At 40.3% G+C, this 15867-nt stretch carries 16 protein-coding genes; 4 read left to right on the forward strand and 12 right to left on the reverse strand.

The genetic code is table 11. From position 1 onward, the window contains the following. Nucleotides 1-23: 23 nt before the first annotated feature. The 9 genes from AJGP001_RS15330 to AJGP001_RS15370 all read right to left on the reverse strand — a co-directional run bounded on the left by AJGP001_RS15330 (nucleotide 24) and on the right by AJGP001_RS15370 (nucleotide 7136). Nucleotides 24-491 (reverse strand): thioesterase family protein, encoded by a 468-nt coding sequence (locus AJGP001_RS15330; protein WP_071153352.1) that lies wholly within the window; start codon nucleotides 489-491, stop codon nucleotides 24-26. A gap of 23 nt (nucleotides 492-514) precedes the next feature. Next, the gene (locus tag AJGP001_RS15335) at nucleotides 515-1495 is read right to left on the reverse strand and encodes a 3-hydroxyacyl-CoA dehydrogenase NAD-binding domain-containing protein (RefSeq protein ID WP_078080742.1); all 981 of its coding nucleotides are present in this window, start codon (nucleotides 1493-1495) and stop codon (nucleotides 515-517) included. Further along, a complete protein-coding gene (locus AJGP001_RS15340; protein WP_071153353.1) occupies nucleotides 1495-2388 on the reverse strand; it encodes a beta-keto acid cleavage family enzyme in 894 nt (297 codons plus the stop codon). The genes AJGP001_RS15335 and AJGP001_RS15340 overlap by 1 nt, the downstream gene beginning before the upstream one ends. A gap of 250 nt (nucleotides 2389-2638) precedes the next feature. Next, complete coding sequence (locus AJGP001_RS15345; protein WP_058384211.1) at nucleotides 2639-3175, reverse strand: TetR/AcrR family transcriptional regulator; 537 nt, start codon at nucleotides 3173-3175, stop codon at nucleotides 2639-2641. A 203-nt stretch (nucleotides 3176-3378) separates the two neighbouring features. Further along, nucleotides 3379-3795: a CBS domain-containing protein gene (locus AJGP001_RS15350; RefSeq protein ID WP_071153354.1), complete on the reverse strand. Its 417-nt coding sequence runs from the start codon at nucleotides 3793-3795 to the stop codon at nucleotides 3379-3381. Nucleotides 3796-3945: 150 nt separating this feature from the next. Then, nucleotides 3946-4668, reverse strand: a complete 723-nt coding sequence (locus tag AJGP001_RS15355; RefSeq protein WP_078080743.1) for an amino acid ABC transporter ATP-binding protein — start codon at nucleotides 4666-4668, stop codon at nucleotides 3946-3948. 12 nt (nucleotides 4669-4680) lie between these two features. Further along, a complete protein-coding gene (locus AJGP001_RS15360; protein ID WP_071153355.1) occupies nucleotides 4681-5349 on the reverse strand; it encodes an amino acid ABC transporter permease in 669 nt (222 codons plus the stop codon). A 29-nt stretch (nucleotides 5350-5378) separates the two neighbouring features. After that, complete coding sequence (locus AJGP001_RS15365) at nucleotides 5379-6218, reverse strand: transporter substrate-binding domain-containing protein (RefSeq protein ID WP_078080744.1); 840 nt, start codon at nucleotides 6216-6218, stop codon at nucleotides 5379-5381. A 75-nt stretch (nucleotides 6219-6293) separates the two neighbouring features. Beyond that, the gene (locus AJGP001_RS15370) at nucleotides 6294-7136 is read right to left on the reverse strand and encodes a MurR/RpiR family transcriptional regulator (RefSeq protein ID WP_078080745.1); all 843 of its coding nucleotides are present in this window, start codon (nucleotides 7134-7136) and stop codon (nucleotides 6294-6296) included. 501 nt (nucleotides 7137-7637) lie between these two features. Here AJGP001_RS15370 and AJGP001_RS15375 point away from each other — a divergent pair. The 4 genes from AJGP001_RS15375 to AJGP001_RS15390 are packed head-to-tail and all read left to right on the forward strand — an operon-like array spanning nucleotide 7638 to nucleotide 11645. Then, nucleotides 7638-8387 carry a carotenoid biosynthesis protein gene (locus AJGP001_RS15375; RefSeq protein WP_078080746.1) on the forward strand — a complete coding sequence of 250 codons (750 nt, stop codon included), beginning with the start codon at nucleotides 7638-7640 and terminating at the stop codon, nucleotides 8385-8387. Then, nucleotides 8384-9058 carry a lysophospholipid acyltransferase family protein gene (locus AJGP001_RS15380; RefSeq protein ID WP_071153356.1) on the forward strand — a complete coding sequence of 225 codons (675 nt, stop codon included), beginning with the start codon at nucleotides 8384-8386 and terminating at the stop codon, nucleotides 9056-9058. The genes AJGP001_RS15375 and AJGP001_RS15380 overlap by 4 nt, the downstream gene beginning before the upstream one ends. Continuing rightward, nucleotides 9058-10161: a glycosyltransferase family 2 protein gene (locus tag AJGP001_RS15385; RefSeq protein ID WP_071153357.1), complete on the forward strand. Its 1104-nt coding sequence runs from the start codon at nucleotides 9058-9060 to the stop codon at nucleotides 10159-10161. Before AJGP001_RS15380 ends, AJGP001_RS15385 begins: the two co-directional genes overlap by 1 nt. Then, on the forward strand, nucleotides 10158-11645 hold the full coding sequence (locus AJGP001_RS15390; RefSeq protein ID WP_078080747.1) for a phytoene desaturase family protein: 1488 nt from the start codon (nucleotides 10158-10160) through the stop codon (nucleotides 11643-11645). The genes AJGP001_RS15385 and AJGP001_RS15390 overlap by 4 nt, the downstream gene beginning before the upstream one ends. Nucleotides 11646-11958: 313 nt before the next feature. Here the strand turns inward: AJGP001_RS15390 and AJGP001_RS15395 are convergent, their stop codons facing one another. From AJGP001_RS15395 to AJGP001_RS15405, 3 genes are read right to left on the reverse strand one after another with little or no spacing between them, the layout of a single operon-like run. Continuing rightward, nucleotides 11959-12792: a phytoene/squalene synthase family protein gene (locus AJGP001_RS15395; RefSeq protein ID WP_071152690.1), complete on the reverse strand. Its 834-nt coding sequence runs from the start codon at nucleotides 12790-12792 to the stop codon at nucleotides 11959-11961. After that, complete coding sequence (locus tag AJGP001_RS15400) at nucleotides 12789-14246, reverse strand: phytoene desaturase family protein (RefSeq protein WP_078080748.1); 1458 nt, start codon at nucleotides 14244-14246, stop codon at nucleotides 12789-12791. The genes AJGP001_RS15395 and AJGP001_RS15400 overlap by 4 nt, the downstream gene beginning before the upstream one ends. After that, nucleotides 14243-15769 carry a phytoene desaturase family protein gene (locus AJGP001_RS15405; RefSeq protein ID WP_078080749.1) on the reverse strand — a complete coding sequence of 509 codons (1527 nt, stop codon included), beginning with the start codon at nucleotides 15767-15769 and terminating at the stop codon, nucleotides 14243-14245. The genes AJGP001_RS15400 and AJGP001_RS15405 overlap by 4 nt, the downstream gene beginning before the upstream one ends. Nucleotides 15770-15867 lie beyond the last annotated feature (98 nt).

A 15867-nucleotide genomic window follows, 5' to 3' on the forward strand; every position in this document is an offset into this window, starting at 1 on the left:
CCTTAATTTTTTGTTTCAGATGATCATCGAAAGCCAATCTTTCTGCCTGCTTGTTCTGGTACCGGTTGTTCTTTTTGTTGGGTTCTTAGCACTTCTATTGCTATTGCTATCGTTTCTGGAAACGGTGTAGGTTTTCCTAGTACTGAATCCATTCCCATCCACATTTGTTCACTTGTCGCGACCAAGTCACCAACTGAGTTATTCATTGTCAAAAAGACATGCAATCTTTTCGCATCACAATCCAGCAGCTTCACCCTAATTGCTAAGCTATCGTGTTCATGGACTTCCTTCAAGTAGCATAAATGTGTTTCTAGCGTGAAGATCGTGTAATTTAGTTGGGTTCGAACATTTGCAGTCAAGCCCAGGAATCCGATAAAGCTATCCGCTGCTTGGCTAAATACTTTTGCATAGGCCGCATCATTCATATGACCATTGTAATCAACCCATTCACTTTGAACTTTTTCTTCATATAGAAAGGTCGAACGTGCCACACCTCTTCCCCCTTCCCAATAATCTATTTTTCAACTACTAGTTTTTTAGTTGCTGTAGTTTCTGGCCAATAAGATTCAACCAAACTTAGTAGCTCAACTAAAAATTCGTTGCGTTTATTTTCTAACTCACCAATCGTTACGTCACCTGCATGGCTTTCGCATCCTGAAATAATTTTTTCTTTTAATTCATCCGTTAGTTCAGGGGCCTCTAGTTTGGTCCAAGGTAGTTTTAGTGCAGGACCAAATTGTTCAAGCATGTGACGCATTCCTTTTTCGCCGCCAGCAAGATGGAATGTTAAGAATGGTCCCATTTGAGCCCAACGCAAGCCTGCTCCATAAATGATAGCAGCATCTACTTCTTCAGTAGTTGCAACTCCGTCATTTACCAGATGCAATGCTTCTCGCCACAATGCTTCCATCAACCGATCTGCCAAATGACCTTCGATTTCCTTTTGAATAATCAACGGCTTCATCCCTATACTTTCATAAAAGCTTTTAGCACGATCCATAACGAGTTGATCCGTTTTCCTACCTGCTACTAGTTCAACCAAAGGCAATATGTAAACTGGATTAAAAGGATGTGCTACGATCAGGCGTTCAGGATGTGCTAAACCTTCCTGCAAAACACTCGGCATAATACCTGAAGTGCTCGACCCAATAATAGCGCTTTTCTTAGCATGTGCATCAATACTTGCCAATACGGCTTTTTTCAAGTCTTCTCGTTCTGGCACATTTTCTTGGATTAAATCAGCATCACAAACGGCTTTTTCAATAGTCGGCATAAATGCGAGACGGTTTCGATTCGCACCTTCTGCTAAGCCTATCTTCTCTAAAGATGGCCATGCCTGTGCTACGGCTTTTTGGGTCCGCTGCTCTGCACCTTCAGAAGGGTCAAATGCGATGACGTCATAGCCTTGAGCTAAAAAGCGAGCTATCCAACCATTACCGATTACACCTGTCCCAATTACCGCCACTTGGTTTATCTGTTGCAGATTACTCCCCATTATTTCTCACCTCCATAAGGATTTCTCAAGTTAAAGTGGATACGCGCTTCTTGCGGCGTCATCACTTCTACATGTGCAGCGTGCAGCTTTGTTACCGCTTGGTCAACAAGTTGTTCGTTGCGTGCAAAAATTCCCTTTCCTAAATAAAGATTATCTTCAAGTCCCACACGAACATTTCCACCGTTTTGTGCGGCCATTTCCAAAATCGGCATTTGCATCCGTCCGATACCAAAAGCTGACCAATGAGCATTGTCTGGAAGACGATTTTTCATGTACAACATCGTTTCTTCGTCAGCTTCTGCTCCCCACGGAATGCCCAGACAGAATTGGAACATCGGATCCCCATCAACTAGACCTTCTGCTATTAATTGCTTGGCGAACCGAAGATGTCCCGTATCGAAACACTCAAGCTCTGGCTTCACGCCGCTTTGTTGTATAAGCCTTGCCTGTTCACGTAGCCAACGAGTTGGGCTCATATAAACCATATCGCCAAAGTTGACACTTCCACAATCTAACGTACACATTTCTGGAAGCAAACTGCCTATTGGCTCGTGTCGTTCTTCAGGCGTTTGCATATCTGTACCTTCTGCGCCCATTGAAGGGTTTGACAGATTAGGGATAAAGTCTCCTCCACCACCAGATGTAATATTGATTATTACGTCTGTTTCAGATTCACGAATACGTTCAATAATTTCTCGGTATTGATCTAGACTATGGCTAATACCACCTGTTTTAGGATTACGTGCATGAACATGTGCAACAGTTGCGCCTGCTTTTGCAGACTCAATTGCAGAGTCTGCTATTTCTTTGGGTGTCACAGGAACATATTGATTTTTCCCTGCTGTATCCCCAGCTCCCGTCACGGCTACTGTTAATAAAACTTTTTGTGTCATATAATCTCTCCCTATTTGATCTTTAGGTATGTACTCTAAGTTAAATTACTTTTTATTCCATATAACCAATTAAGTGTTTTTAATATTTTAAACTGTACCATCCAGACGGTATTGTTTCAAGGCGATTTCCCTCGTAAACGTCTCAACTAGTCTATAGAAAACTCCTTCACCCTAGACGCGGCTTGGCTTTAACCCATTATTAAAAAAATTTAAAAAAATCACACCATTTTGTTAAATGGTGTGATTTTTATTATTCATCTATCCAATTTTTTAACTTCATATAAATTTCCTGCTTTTTTTCTTCACCTAAATAATGTATATCAAAAAGTTCAGACAACCAAATTCCATCTGTCGCTAAACGAATAATAGTAGCTTTAATAGGATCGATACCATCGCCTTCAATTTCATCTTGCCACTCATTATAGAGGTCACGAATTGGATCCAACAAATCAGAATTCACAGCTTTAGCGGCTAATAAACCCGCATGCATTTCTTTATTTGGGTATGGATTATTAAAAGTTACATCAGCGTATGCGCGAATCCATTTCCCTTTTTCTTTGGATGATTCTTCTACTGAAGTTGCAATTTTATGCCGGTAATTTTCAGCTAAGTGGTCTACCATTCCTTTGACTAAAGCTTCTTTTGAAGGAAAATGATAAAGCAATCCACCTTTACTAACTCCAGCTTCAATAGCCGCTGCTTCTAACGTCAAATTAAAAATGCCCCGTTCACTGACTATTTTGGACGCTGCATGAAGAATTTCAATTTTTCTGGTTGCTCTAGCCATATGCATCTCCTCTATCAGAATAGATTTTGTTATAACTATACTCCCTGGACGGTTTTTTTTCAAATTATTTTCTAGGTTTACAAGCAATCAAGAAACAAAGCATTCGTTCCATGTGTTTGACAATTGATAAATGTTGCCTTTCATCAACTAATCTATTATTTAAAGAAAAAAATCGACTCCATGAAAAATCGATTTTCTAGCTTTTAGTCTATTTTGGAAATGTTAACGATCGCATTTTCTGCTTGCTGGGTTTTTAAAACGTCTTTTGCAGCTAAGTCGCATAAAGAGACTATGCCAATTACATGTTCATCTGCAACAATCGGTAGCCGATGAATCTTATGTGCGGCCATCAACTCTGCTGCTTCTTCGATTGTTAACTTTGCCGTTCCAGTAATAACTTCTGCCGATAAGATTTCCGATATGGGCGCATCATTCGGAAGTTGTTCAGCCATTCCTCGAATGACAATATCCCTATCTGTAACGATGCCGACTAGGCGGCCTTCTTCACAAATAGGAATAGACCCTACATTGATTTCCCGCATCTTCGAGGCAACTTCTTGAAGCGTTGATTCGGGTTTACATGTTTCGACATCAACTGTCATGATTTCTTCGATTTTCATCCCTTCTGCCTCCTTAAACGATTTCATTACTATACCTTAGCCTTTTTGGAAGATAGCAAACATCAATTGTGAAAACAAAGAAGGAATCAGTTCATTTGAACCGATTCCTTCTTATTTCGCATAGTATTTTCAACCTATTTGCTAGCCTTACTATTCAACTAGCTGAATAAATTGTTTTGTCCGTTCGTTTTGTGGATTTTCAAAGAAGTTTTTGGGATCTGCCGATTCAATAATTGTTCCTTTATCAATCATAATAATACGATCCGCTACTTCTTTAGCGAATTTCATCTCATGAGTCACAACAACCATCGTCATTCCTTCTTCAGCTAGTTGTTTCATAACTTGAAGCACTTCTCCAACTAACTCTGGGTCTAGCGCTGAAGTTGGTTCGTCAAAAAGCATGACTTTTGGTTCCATGGCAAGTGAACGTGCAATAGCAACACGCTGTTTTTGTCCTCCGGAAAGCTTACTCGGGTAAACTTTGGCTTTATCTTCTAGGCCAACTTTTTTCAGCAACTCCATACCAAGAGCTCGAGCTTTTTCTTTCTTCATCTTCTTAACGGTAATCGGTGCTTCGATTACATTCTCCAGTACCGTCTTATGAGGAAATAAATTAAAGTGTTGGAACACCATACCGACTTCGGCACGAATCTTTGTTAAATTGTCTTTTTTTGCATTTACCTCATGACCGTCAATGGTAATTTTTCCATCATTAATCATCTCAAGGAAGTTAAAGCATCTAAGAAGTGTGCTTTTCCCAGAGCCACTGACTCCAACAAGCACTACAACTTCTTGGGGCTTTACGTGAAGGTCTACCCCTTTTAACACCTCGAGGTCACCAAAGGATTTATGAATGTTTTCTCCAATAATCATTTTCGTTCCTCCTTAGGCTTTATCGACATCGAGTTTATTTTCATACAAACGCAATAAGAACGTGAAAATCATTACCAGTACCAAATAGTAGAGTGCAACAACCATGAATGATTCAAACGGCTGGTATGATTGCGCCGCTTCTCGGTTTCCAAGTGAAAAGATTTCTGCTACCCCAATAATATAAACAAGTGATGAGTCTTTTAATGTAATGATAAATTGATTGCCAAGCGGCGGAATCGAGCGGCGCAACGCCTGTGGAAAGACGATACGGCTCATTGTTTGCTTTTGATTCATCCCAAGCGACATACTGGCTTCGCGTTGGCCTGGGTCAATTCCTTGAATGGAACCACGGAAAATTTCTGCAATGTAAGCACCATTATGAACACCTAGTGCAATAGCTCCAGCCCAAAAATTCGACATTGTGTAAATTTCAACGATACCAAAGTATAAAAACATAATTTGTACAATCAGTGGCGTACCACGAATGATGGTGATATAAATATTAGCAATAGCTTGCAAGATTTTCGATCCTGAAATTTTCATCAGTGCAAAAACGAGTCCGATAACCGTTCCCAAAATGACACCAATCGCTGTTAATTGAAGTGTAACGACAGTGGCTTCTAAAAACCCAGGGTACGTTCGCATGAATACATCATAAACTGTTACAAGTATTTCTGGCATAACCGCCGCTCCTCTCCATTTCAGCTTGTTTAGTTGAGAATTTCAATTCCTTCAAGATCCACATCGAGGAGGTTACGTCCAAACCATTTCTGAGAAATTTCATCGTATGTGCCATCTTCGATAATCGCAGCTAATGCTTCGTTAACTGCTTCAAGTAAAGCTTCGTCATCAGGTCTTACAGCTACAGCTGCTTGTTCAATCCATAACGGATCTCCGACAACTTCAATTTCAAGACCTGCATTTTGTGCTTCAAAGCCTACTACATCAGCTGTAATAACAGCATCTAAACGACCTTCAACCGTCAAATCTTGTAACGCTACAACATCACTACTGTAGTACTGAATATCATCTGTGTATTTTTGAGCAGCTGTATCATACGTACTTTGTCCAACGACGCCGATTGTCATGCCTTCAAGATCGGCTTCCGAAGTAATTTCTGTATTTCCTACGCGGACAAAAATGACACCACCTGAGTAGTAGTATGGATCTGAAAATGCTACTTGTTTAGCTCGTTCTTCAGTAATCGCCATCGATCCTAAAACGGCATCAAATCGATTCGTTGTTAACCCTTGAATAATTGTTTCAAATGGCGTTGTTACTGGATTCGGCTCTAGGCCCATTTCTTTCGAAATAGCATTTCCAATATCGATATCAAAGCCTGTCAAATTGCCGCCTTCTTCAAAGTTAAACGGCTTGTATAGTCCACTTGAAGCAGTTGTGAATTTGCCTTCTTCTAGTAAATTCAAATCACTGTTCCCATCGTCTGTGCTTGATCCTTCTTCCGAACTAGTTGAGTCGTCTCCCCCACAAGCTGCCAATAGCATTCCCGCAGAAAAAATTACGCTTAAAAATGATAATTTCTTTTTCATTTTATTCTCCCCTTTTCGTTTATAGTTGACCAAATCGCCAAGGCGTTCCGGAAATTCCCAGTAAATTGAATACGATTAAATAAAAAGATTCTGGTCTTTATAGACTGCTTCCACTTTTGCTAAATTACTATTCACTTTTGCATGCTCCTTGACGTAAACAAACCGCATGATCGAAGTTAAAAGTGCATGGACAGAAGTATACGAATCAATATTCAAATTTGAATTAACGGATACAGTCAGTGCGTAGTCTGCATAAGACATCGCTGGAGAATCATTTGAATCAGTCAAAATGATAACTTCAGCTCCTTGTGCTTTAGCAGTTTTTAGTGTATCGATAACCATTCGGGTATATCGCGGAAAAACAAAAGCAATTACCAAATCTCCTTTTTTCAATTTCGATAGCTGTGTATAGTATTCTCCAGTCGAAGGATATATTGTTTCCGTATGACCAAGTACCAAGTTCAGCCAATTAGCGAACCAATGAGCTATCCCATAATCAAAAAAATTGCCAGTTACATAAATCTGATCTGCTTGACTGATTTTGTCGACAACTTGAAGAAGTTTCTCCTCATTTATCGATTTCTTCAATTTGACGATACTCAAAATGTCTGCGTCCAGTAAATTCTCCAAAAAAGATTGATCATCAACAGGTTCTGGAGTATTCTGCTCCGCTTTCTCCAGACGTTCTTCAGCTAGTTTCCGCTGCACAACTTGTTGAAATTCTGCATATCCCTTGTATCCAAGTTTTTGCGTCCACCTAATTACCGTCGATTCACTGACATTGACTCGCTTGCCGACTTCAAGAGCAGTAGAAAATGCTAAGAAAATAGGCTCTTTGAAAAACAAATCACCTACCTTTTTTTGACCTGAACTAAAATCTGGATAAGAATTAGAAATACTTCGCAGTAAATCCTGCATATTTAACGCCCCCACTTGAAGAACACACTCTCTTACTCTTTAAATTATACTATCATGCAGGAAAACCTGCAATAGTTTACAGAAAATTCTACAGAAATTATTTTCTCAGATTATTTATAAACATGCATAAATAGCCACCAGTAAAGGGTTAGAGAGGCTCGTCGAAAAATGAAAAACCTCATTTTTTTTAGTTTAATTCCTTAAATCTACTCTTCAAAAATAACAGTCAATACAAGAAAAGAACTTGAATGCCGTTTTTTTTAATGTCAAGTTAGCCTAAATCATGAATTTTCAAAGGCTGGTTTATAGAACAATCGTTTAAGAAGAATGGCCATTACGAATGGCTACTTCGACTAATTATTCCCTTAAAAACTAGATTTCTTTAAACAACTCACAAGCAAAATCTAGCGCTCTTTTCTATGTAGCATCGGTTCTTTTCGTATTTCTCTTTCTATCCTGTATAATATTTGTATAAGTCATTTTATTGAGGGGCTGTTTATCGTGTGGGAAAATCGGATCTTTAAACTTTTTATCTTTTGGTATGTTTGCGGCATCATTTTACTCGGCTTTGACATTTTGCCATCTTGGCTTGAATGGGCCAATGCATTCTTTTTGATTTTAGCTGGTACATTAGGCTTTTTGTATTTCATTAAACGTTTTGGTGTTGTTGGTGGTTCTGTGCTCGGCGTCTTTGTATTCTTTTCAACATTTATTGTGGAATGGGCAGGTTCGGACAGCGGTTTCTTATTTGGTTCTTATGATTACACAGATCGTTTTGCCCCCAATGTATTCGGTGTTCCAATTGCCATAGGTTTCGCTTGGTTAATGGTCATGGCAACCACCCATGTCGTAGCGCGTTGGATTGTCCCGAGCGGTGGCTTAGTGTATGCCATTGTTGGAGGCATTGGGGCTGTAATTATTGACTTGATTATTGATCCAGTAGCCTATCAAATAAAACAATATTGGATTTGGGCTGATACCGGACTCTATTATGATATTCCTTGGACCAATTTCTTCGGATGGTTTGTCGTAGCATTCGTTCTTCATCTGATTATTGATTTGATGATGAAAAAACGAAAGATGATCATTACTAGCAACTTAGCTGAAAAACGGATGGTTCTTCTCTATGTATTGATGATTGCCATGTTCGTCATGCTTGGCGCAATCGGTGGTTTAACCTTAGCTGCTATTTTAACCACTTGCTTGACTGTCGCGATTGTCTTGCTTGCTTGGAAGAGGAAACCTGTATGATTAGTGCAAAGAAATCAGCTTTATTTGAGGCAGGATTTACGATGTATTTGACGCCGCTCATCCGGTTTTCCTTTTCTCGGATACTTGGACAAGGAGTAAAGCCGATACCGGATAAGCCCGTATTGTTTATTGCTAATCACAGTTCTTGGTGGGATGGGCTTGTTTTTTTCTACTTAAATCGCACAGTCTGGCATCACGATATTCATATGATGATGCACGAAGAAGGGCTTAAAAAACACTCTTTTTTTCGCTACCTTGGAGCATTTTCTATTAATCGTCAAAAGCCTAAAGAAATTTTGACTTCGCTTCAATACGCTGAAGCATTACTAAAGCAAGGAAAGTCCGTTGTTCTTTTTCCTCAAGGCGATGAATTTCATCTCGAAACAAGGCCACTCGCTTTTCAAGCAGGAGCCGCTTACTTAATAGAACATTGTCCAGAAGTCCCTATTGTGCCACTCAGTTTCTATTACTCTTTTGGACATCAGCAAAAACCTGAGCTGTGGATTCAACAGCACCAACCGATACGAGCGAGTACGCTTGAACATATGACACGCAAAGAAAAAACGTTTTATCTTCAACAACTTTCCACAGAACAACTTAATTCTTTAAGAAATACAGTAATCAGCGAAAATAGCGAAACATTTTATTCTCTCGGAAGAAGAAGAAAATGATGATGGCTAGCTATATCGGAATCCATTTACTTTTCCTAGCCTGGATTATTATCAATCGTTTGTTTCTTCCAGCTCTGTCTAAACATCCAAAACTTTCAGCTGAGCCTTTGGTATCCGTTTTAGTTCCCATGAGAAACGAGGAACGCAATGTTGAAATTCTTATAAAATCCTTAAAGAATTCCTCTTACAGCCATATAGAATTTATTGTCCTAAATGATCAATCAACGGATGGCACGCAAAGGGAGTTGGAGCGCACAATCGCTGGTGACGATCGTTTCACTATTTTACAAGGCGACGAATTGCCTGTAGGTTGGGTTGGAAAGGTGCACGCTTGTCACCAATTGCAACTCGCCGCTTCTGGAGACTATTTACTGTTTGTCGATGCTGACGTTCGTTTTCGTCCACAAGCCATTGAGCAGTCATTGGTGTTAATGCAGCGAAAAGGCACGCAACTGCTCACTGGCTTTCCGGCTTTTGATGTCACACCTTTTCTAAGTAAGCTTCTCGTACCGATGCTACATTTTGTGATTTTATTCCACTTGCCGATTGCACTGGCCAATTACACTAAATTTAAAGCGGCTACAGCAGCTAACGGCATGTGGATGATGTTTGAAAGAACCAGTTACGAAAAAATTGGCGGCCATGCTGCTGTTCGTGATTCGCTAGTCGAGGATGTCCATATCGCACGTCAAGTAAAAGCTCACGGCTTTAGCGTGGTGTTAGCGAATATTACGATGTCAGTAAAATGTCGAATGTATGAGACGAACGCTGAAGTGTGGGAAGGATTTCTTAAAAATAGCTATGCAGGAATCGGCCGCTCTCCGCTAATGGCCGTCTTTCTTATCTTATTTTATTCGATATTTTACGTTCTCCCTCCATTTTTAGCTATTTACGGCGGATTGAGTGGCTCTTACTGGTGGATTGCCCCTTACGCGTTGACAGTTGTTCAGCGCTGGTACGTAGACATGGTCACCAACCAACGTTGGTACTTGTCTTTCCTGATTCCCCTTCAAGCAGCAGCTATGCTTGCCGTATTGGTGGAATCGATGCGAAAATCCTTGAAAAAACAGCCTTATTCGTGGAAAGGAAGGCATTATTCATGAAAAAAATCGTTATAGTCGGTGGCGGATTGGGTGGACTTTCTTCCGCAGTAACGCTTGCCCATGCAGGGTTCGATGTAGAACTTTTTGAAAAAAACAATCATCTTGGTGGCAAACTTATGCCCGTTAAACTGGGAAGTTATCATTTTGACTTTGGTCCAAATACCATCACAATGCCAAATGTCTTCAATAGTGTCATCTCACAGACCGGCGAAAGTCCACAAGATTACCTGAACTTCATTCCGTTAGAAGTTCATACCCGCAATCATTTCCCTGATGGTCGTGCATTTGACTTTACTAATAATCAACAACAAATGATTTACCAGCTTCAAAGCTTTGACCCTGCAGCCGCTGAAAAATACAAGGCTTTCATAAAAGAAATCAGTCGCTTATATGCATTGTCAAAGCGCTATTTCTTTCCGGTAACGTTCCAATCCTGGCGTGATTATTTATCACCTTCTCTTGGCTTTGCGCTTTTACAAGTACGCCCAGCAGAGTCCATGCATCATTTTTTCCAGCGCTACTTCACCGACCCTTACTTAGTTCAAGCATTTGACCGCTATGCCACATATATTGGTTCTTCACCTTACCGGGCACCCGCCACTTTTTCCATGATCGCCTATTTGGAGTTGGTTGAAGGTGTCTACTATACAAAAGGTGGAAATACCGGAATTGCGGATGCCTTTGCTGCTGTTGCTAGAAAATCAGGTGCTCGATTGCATACCGGTACAGAGGTTGCAAAAATAGTAACAGCTGATAAAAAAGCAGTTGGCATTGAACTTGCAGATGGTACCCACGTTGCTGCTGATTTGGTTATTTTAAATGGAGACTTATTATCAGCGTTTCCCGCTTTAGTTGAAGAAGCAAAACGTCCTTCTTTATCTGATGCGAAAGTGGCAGCTTTCGAACCATCAATATCGGCATTCGTTATAACTGTCGGTTTAACTAAACGACTCGATGTTTTGAAGCACCACAATGTTTTTTTCTCATCGAATTATCAAAAAGAGTTTAGCGATTTATTTGAGGCTTCTGCATATAGCGACGAACCCACTGTCTACATTAGCAACTCGTCCTATACGGATTCTTCCGTTTCACCCGATGGCGACAACCTGTTTATCTTAGTCAATGCACCTGCACTGACCAAACAAGGACATCTTCAAATTGATCCTGAAGCTTACAAGGAACGTATTTATGACTTCTTGTTAAGCTATGACGTCGACATTCGTAGCTATTTAGTAGAAGAAAAAGTTTTCACCCCTACTTTTATTCGTGAAAAATTCGGTTCATTCCGCGGAGCTTTGTACGGTCCTTCTTCCAATAAGCGAAAAGATGCCTTTTTGCGTCCCGCTAATGCTAGTCGTGATGTTCAAAATCTCTATTTCGTCGGTGGAAGTACTCACCCCGGCGGTGGATCGCCAATGGTTGTGTTAAGCGGACTGAACGTCGCCGAAAAAATCATTTCAGCTTCTAAAAAAGGTTTTCCTTAAAGTGACATACCTGCTTAACCTAAAGACAAAAAAGACACGTAAACACAGGTTTTCACCTTGTGTTTACGTGTCTTTTTTCTATTAGATTTAGCTCTTTGGGTCATAAGCCACTCTGGCTGTGCGGCAAAGTACGCCGCTTCGCCAGATCGTCTTATGCCCGGCAGAGCTACACGGGTGCTTACGCTTTTCTTTTGTTCAGCTCCAGCACCCAGCTCTTTGGGTCATAAGCCACTCTGGCTGTGCGGCAAAGTACGCCGCTTCGCCAGATCATCTTATGCCCGGCAGAGCTACACGGGTGCTTACGCTTTTCTTTTTACAAGCAAGCTAGGATTGCTTGTTTTGATTTGTCTGGTACGTAATGCTTTTCGCTGAAGACATTGTATTCTTTCAAGCGGATGGTCGAAAGAATTTCTCGGTATACGAGCGCTGCCCCCTTGACTGGAACTCTTGAAGACAGTGGGTAGTCTTGAATTGTTTCAAACGCTTTTTTATAATGAAATTCGGCTTCGTCTGCTAAACATTCCCAAACAGCAATAAATTGCGGACTCACAATTCCAGATCGCAGCTCCTCTTCGTCTAGTTCGTATTTGTGCATAATTTCTTCCGGCAAGTAGATTCTACCCATCTCTAGATCCTCTCCGATATCACGGAGAATATTGGTTATCTGCATGGCATAGCCAAGAGAAATAGCACCTTCTTTTAGAACGGCTGTTTTACCTGGCGCCAAAATTGGCAGCAGCATCAGTCCGACTGTACTTGCCACGTGATAACTGTAGTTCAACAGTTCTTCCATCGTTCGGTAGCGGTTGATCGTCAAATCCATTTCTTGCCCCGTGATCAACCCTAAAAATGCCTCGACATCCATTTCATAATTTTCGAATACGTGAGCAAGCGCCACCCACATCGGATTTTCAGAATCATAAACGCCTTCTATGAATTCATTAAAATCACGCTTAAATTGCTCGAGCTCTTCTTTTGAATTTAGTCCTTCGTCTACAATGTCGTCAACTGTACGGCAAAACGTATAAACGGCCCAGACAGCTTTACGCTTTTCCTTTGGCAATAAAGAAAAAGCTTTATAAAAACTTTTCGAATGCATAGCAATAACTTTTTCACAGGAGGTATAAGCATCTTTTAAGTCCATCATGCGTTGCCCCTTTCCTTTGCAAAATCGCTTTGTATTTGCTCTGCTAGCAGTTTTGCACCTTGCATGACAATCGGTATTCCTCCTCCTGGATGAACTGAGGCACCAACTGCATACAAATGATCTGTCTTAAATGGTTTGACTTGAGGACGAAAAACGCCTGACTGGAACAAAGTCGGACCGATTCCAAAACTGCCTCCTTTAAACAAACCAAAAGCTTCTGCTTCTTTAGGCGTCCGAATTTCCATCCACTCGACGGCTTCTCGGAAATTTGGAAAAGCTAACTTCTCCATGCGATCAATAATTTTGTCAATCCAGACGGTATCGTTTGCCCAGTCGATATCTGTTCCTGAAGGTACTGGAACCAATACATAAAGAACACCTTTACCTTCTGGAGCCAACGAATCATCTATTTTCGATGGATGGAAGGTGTAGATGGCCGGATTTTCCGTTTTCTGCTTTTTCATGAATACATCATCCATATGATCTTCATAGCTATCACCCATGAAAAATTGATGCACATTGCCTTCTTCATAAACCTTATTTAGCCCAAAATACAACAAGACACATCCTGAAGAAGCTGTGTACTTTCGTTTTTTCTGCGCTGGCACTATTTTTTCGATACCTGGAAAATCACCGTTGTAAACAATTGCGTCAAATGCTTCAAAGCCTTCTGCCGTCTCAATTCCTTTTGCTTGCTGATTTTCTATGACGATTTGTTGTACTGAAATCTCTGTTTTAATCGTGACATTATTACGTGCTCGCAATTCTTTTTCCAGAACTGGAATCAAGCTACCGTACCCACCTTTTAAATAATACACTCCGTGTTCATGTTCGCTAAAAGGAACAAGAGCATACATCGCTGGAGCACGAAAAGGATCTCCACCGATATACAAAGATTGTAAGGAATACGCTAATTGCAACCGTTCATCCCGAAAGTAATTCGACATCAGCTTATTAACAGACTGGTGAGGTTTTAGCTTTAATAGTTTTTTTATATTTCCCGCTGTCCAAAAATCGGCTTTTTTTACAAATGAATGTTCTAAAAATGAGGACTTGCCAATTTTAAAGCGTTCACGCCCTTCTGAGATAAATCGAAGAAATCCTTCTTTTTCAGTTGGAAAGACGTTTTCGATTTCTTGTAACTGACGATCAATATCTGGGTACTTGGTATACACCGTACCATCTGGAAAACGAATTGAATAAAGTGGATCACATAATAACAATTCGATATCCTCTGCTTGAATCCCTGCTTGTTGGAGTAGTTCTTGAAACATTTCAGGTAATAAGACGATGGTTGGACCTTGATCTACTTTGAAACCGTCTCTTTCTACGAAAGTTAAGCGACCGCCCAGCTTCTTCTCTTTTTCCAAAATAGTAACGTCAAATCCCATATTCGATAAATATAAAGCGCCCATCAGACCACCGACGCCACCACCGACCATAGCTATTTTCATGCAAATCCCTCCATTTTAGGTAGAGGTAAAATTGGTATTCCTGTTTTTCCGTGTTGCTGAAGAATGCCGTTAGCTGTTATGCGCGCAGACTCCAAAATAGTCGGCAACCCACTTCCTGGATGAGTTCCCCCACCAACCAACCAGCAATTCCCTAATTCTTCAAATTTATTGTGAGGACGAAATACCATCATTTGAGTTAGTTGATGTCCGAGGTTAAATGTTGCTCCTTGATAAACTGAATAATCTTCTTGCCAACCCATAGGTGTCAGCATTTTTTCAACTTCAATGTGACTTCTCAAGTCTTTAAACTCTGTTTTTTCTTCAATCGTGTCCAACACCAATTCTCGGAAGGCATGTTGTTCTTTTTCCCAGCCAATATCACTAAAATTATTAGGCACAGGTGCTAAAATATAGAGCGCTGATTTCCCTTCTGGTGCCAAGGTCGGATCAGTGACACTAGCGTTCTGCACATAAATCGAAGGGTCTGCTGAAAGAATACGAGACTTCGTCATCTCTTCAACATTTTTTTTGTAGTCTTTTGCAAATACAATTGTGTGATGAGAGAGATCGTATTTTTTATCCAATCCTAAATACAACATAAATGTTGAGCAAGAATATTTTTTCTTTGCCAATTTTTCAGGTGTGTATTTTTTCAGAATCCCCGGTTCCACTAAATTGTTCATCGCGTGAGCAAAATCCCCATTAATGATTACTTCGTCCGCTCTTTTACGCTCACCATTTTCAAGGTCTACGCCTTTAACTTTGCGATTTTCAATCCATAATTTCTTTACACCCGTACTCGTGTGAATTTTCCCACCTAATTCTTTTACCACTTTTGCCATCGCTTGTGATAATTGATTGACCCCACCAATTGGATGATAGATGCCGTAAGCATGTTCCATATAGGAAAGAATTGAAAAAGCACCAGGGCATTCCCACGGCGACATTCCTAAGTATTTCGATTGAAAAGCAAACGCCATTTTCATCCGTTCATCTTTAAAGTAGCGAGATAATACGTCGTACAAAGTTTTGTTTACTTCAAGTTCTGGAAGAGCTTTTAAAACTTTCGGGTGAACCATATCAAAATAACTGTCCATCTTCGATTGCAACATAGGCGATAAGGCTTCTAGCTTTTTCCCTGTTTCTTTCATGAAACGTTCATATCCGTCTCCATCACCTTTAAAGCTCTTATTTATTTGTTTCTTCATCTCTTGATTATTCCGTGTCATGATCAAATTTTGATCTTCAAAAATCAGCTCATACATAGGATCCAACTCAACTGCATTCATATAATCTTTTAAGTCGCGTCCAGTAGCTTCAAACAGTTCTTCTACCAAATGCAACATACTTAAAAAAGTAGGCCCTGTATCAAAGGTAAAGTCACCAAGGCGCAGTTCGGCATTTCTGCCTCCGACCCATGGTTGTTTTTCGTAGACGTCTACTTGATAGCCTTTACTGGCCAATAGCATAGCTGCAGCTAAACCGCCTGGTCCAGCTCCTATGACAATCATTTTTTCCGGCATAACAGATGCCCTCCATTTCGAATCACCCTAAAAGTTCTACATTTACTATACAAATATTATACCGTGTAAGTTAATAAAAGACTATTTATTTGAGTTTA

Source organism: Planococcus faecalis (genome assembly GCF_002009235.1).
In the GTDB taxonomy this organism is placed as follows: Bacteria; Bacillota; Bacilli; order Bacillales_A; family Planococcaceae; genus Planococcus; species Planococcus kocurii.

What these genes read in the sequence shown, in the direction of transcription:
- AJGP001_RS15335 (WP_078080742.1), bottom strand. Translation starts at nt 1,495, where the DNA reads ATGGGGAGTAATCTGCAACAGATAAACCAAGTGGCGGTAATTGGGACA.
- AJGP001_RS15340 (WP_071153353.1), bottom strand. Translation starts at nt 2,388, where the DNA reads ATGACACAAAAAGTTTTATTAACAGTAGCCGTGACGGGAGCTGGGGAT.
- AJGP001_RS15345 (WP_058384211.1), bottom strand. Translation starts at nt 3,175, where the DNA reads ATGGCTAGAGCAACCAGAAAAATTGAAATTCTTCATGCAGCGTCCAAA.
- AJGP001_RS15350 (WP_071153354.1), bottom strand. Translation starts at nt 3,795, where the DNA reads ATGAAAATCGAAGAAATCATGACAGTTGATGTCGAAACATGTAAACCC.
- AJGP001_RS15355 (WP_078080743.1), bottom strand. Translation starts at nt 4,668, where the DNA reads ATGATTATTGGAGAAAACATTCATAAATCCTTTGGTGACCTCGAGGTG.
- AJGP001_RS15360 (WP_071153355.1), bottom strand. Translation starts at nt 5,349, where the DNA reads ATGCCAGAAATACTTGTAACAGTTTATGATGTATTCATGCGAACGTAC.
- AJGP001_RS15365 (WP_078080744.1), bottom strand. Translation starts at nt 6,218, where the DNA reads ATGAAAAAGAAATTATCATTTTTAAGCGTAATTTTTTCTGCGGGAATG.
- AJGP001_RS15370 (WP_078080745.1), bottom strand. Translation starts at nt 7,136, where the DNA reads ATGCAGGATTTACTGCGAAGTATTTCTAATTCTTATCCAGATTTTAGT.
- AJGP001_RS15380 (WP_071153356.1), top strand. Translation starts at nt 8,384, where the DNA reads ATGATTAGTGCAAAGAAATCAGCTTTATTTGAGGCAGGATTTACGATG.
- AJGP001_RS15385 (WP_071153357.1), top strand. Translation starts at nt 9,058, where the DNA reads ATGATGGCTAGCTATATCGGAATCCATTTACTTTTCCTAGCCTGGATT.
- AJGP001_RS15390 (WP_078080747.1), top strand. Translation starts at nt 10,158, where the DNA reads ATGAAAAAAATCGTTATAGTCGGTGGCGGATTGGGTGGACTTTCTTCC.
- AJGP001_RS15395 (WP_071152690.1), bottom strand. Translation starts at nt 12,792, where the DNA reads ATGATGGACTTAAAAGATGCTTATACCTCCTGTGAAAAAGTTATTGCT.
- AJGP001_RS15400 (WP_078080748.1), bottom strand. Translation starts at nt 14,246, where the DNA reads ATGAAAATAGCTATGGTCGGTGGTGGCGTCGGTGGTCTGATGGGCGCT.
- AJGP001_RS15405 (WP_078080749.1), bottom strand. Translation starts at nt 15,769, where the DNA reads ATGCCGGAAAAAATGATTGTCATAGGAGCTGGACCAGGCGGTTTAGCT.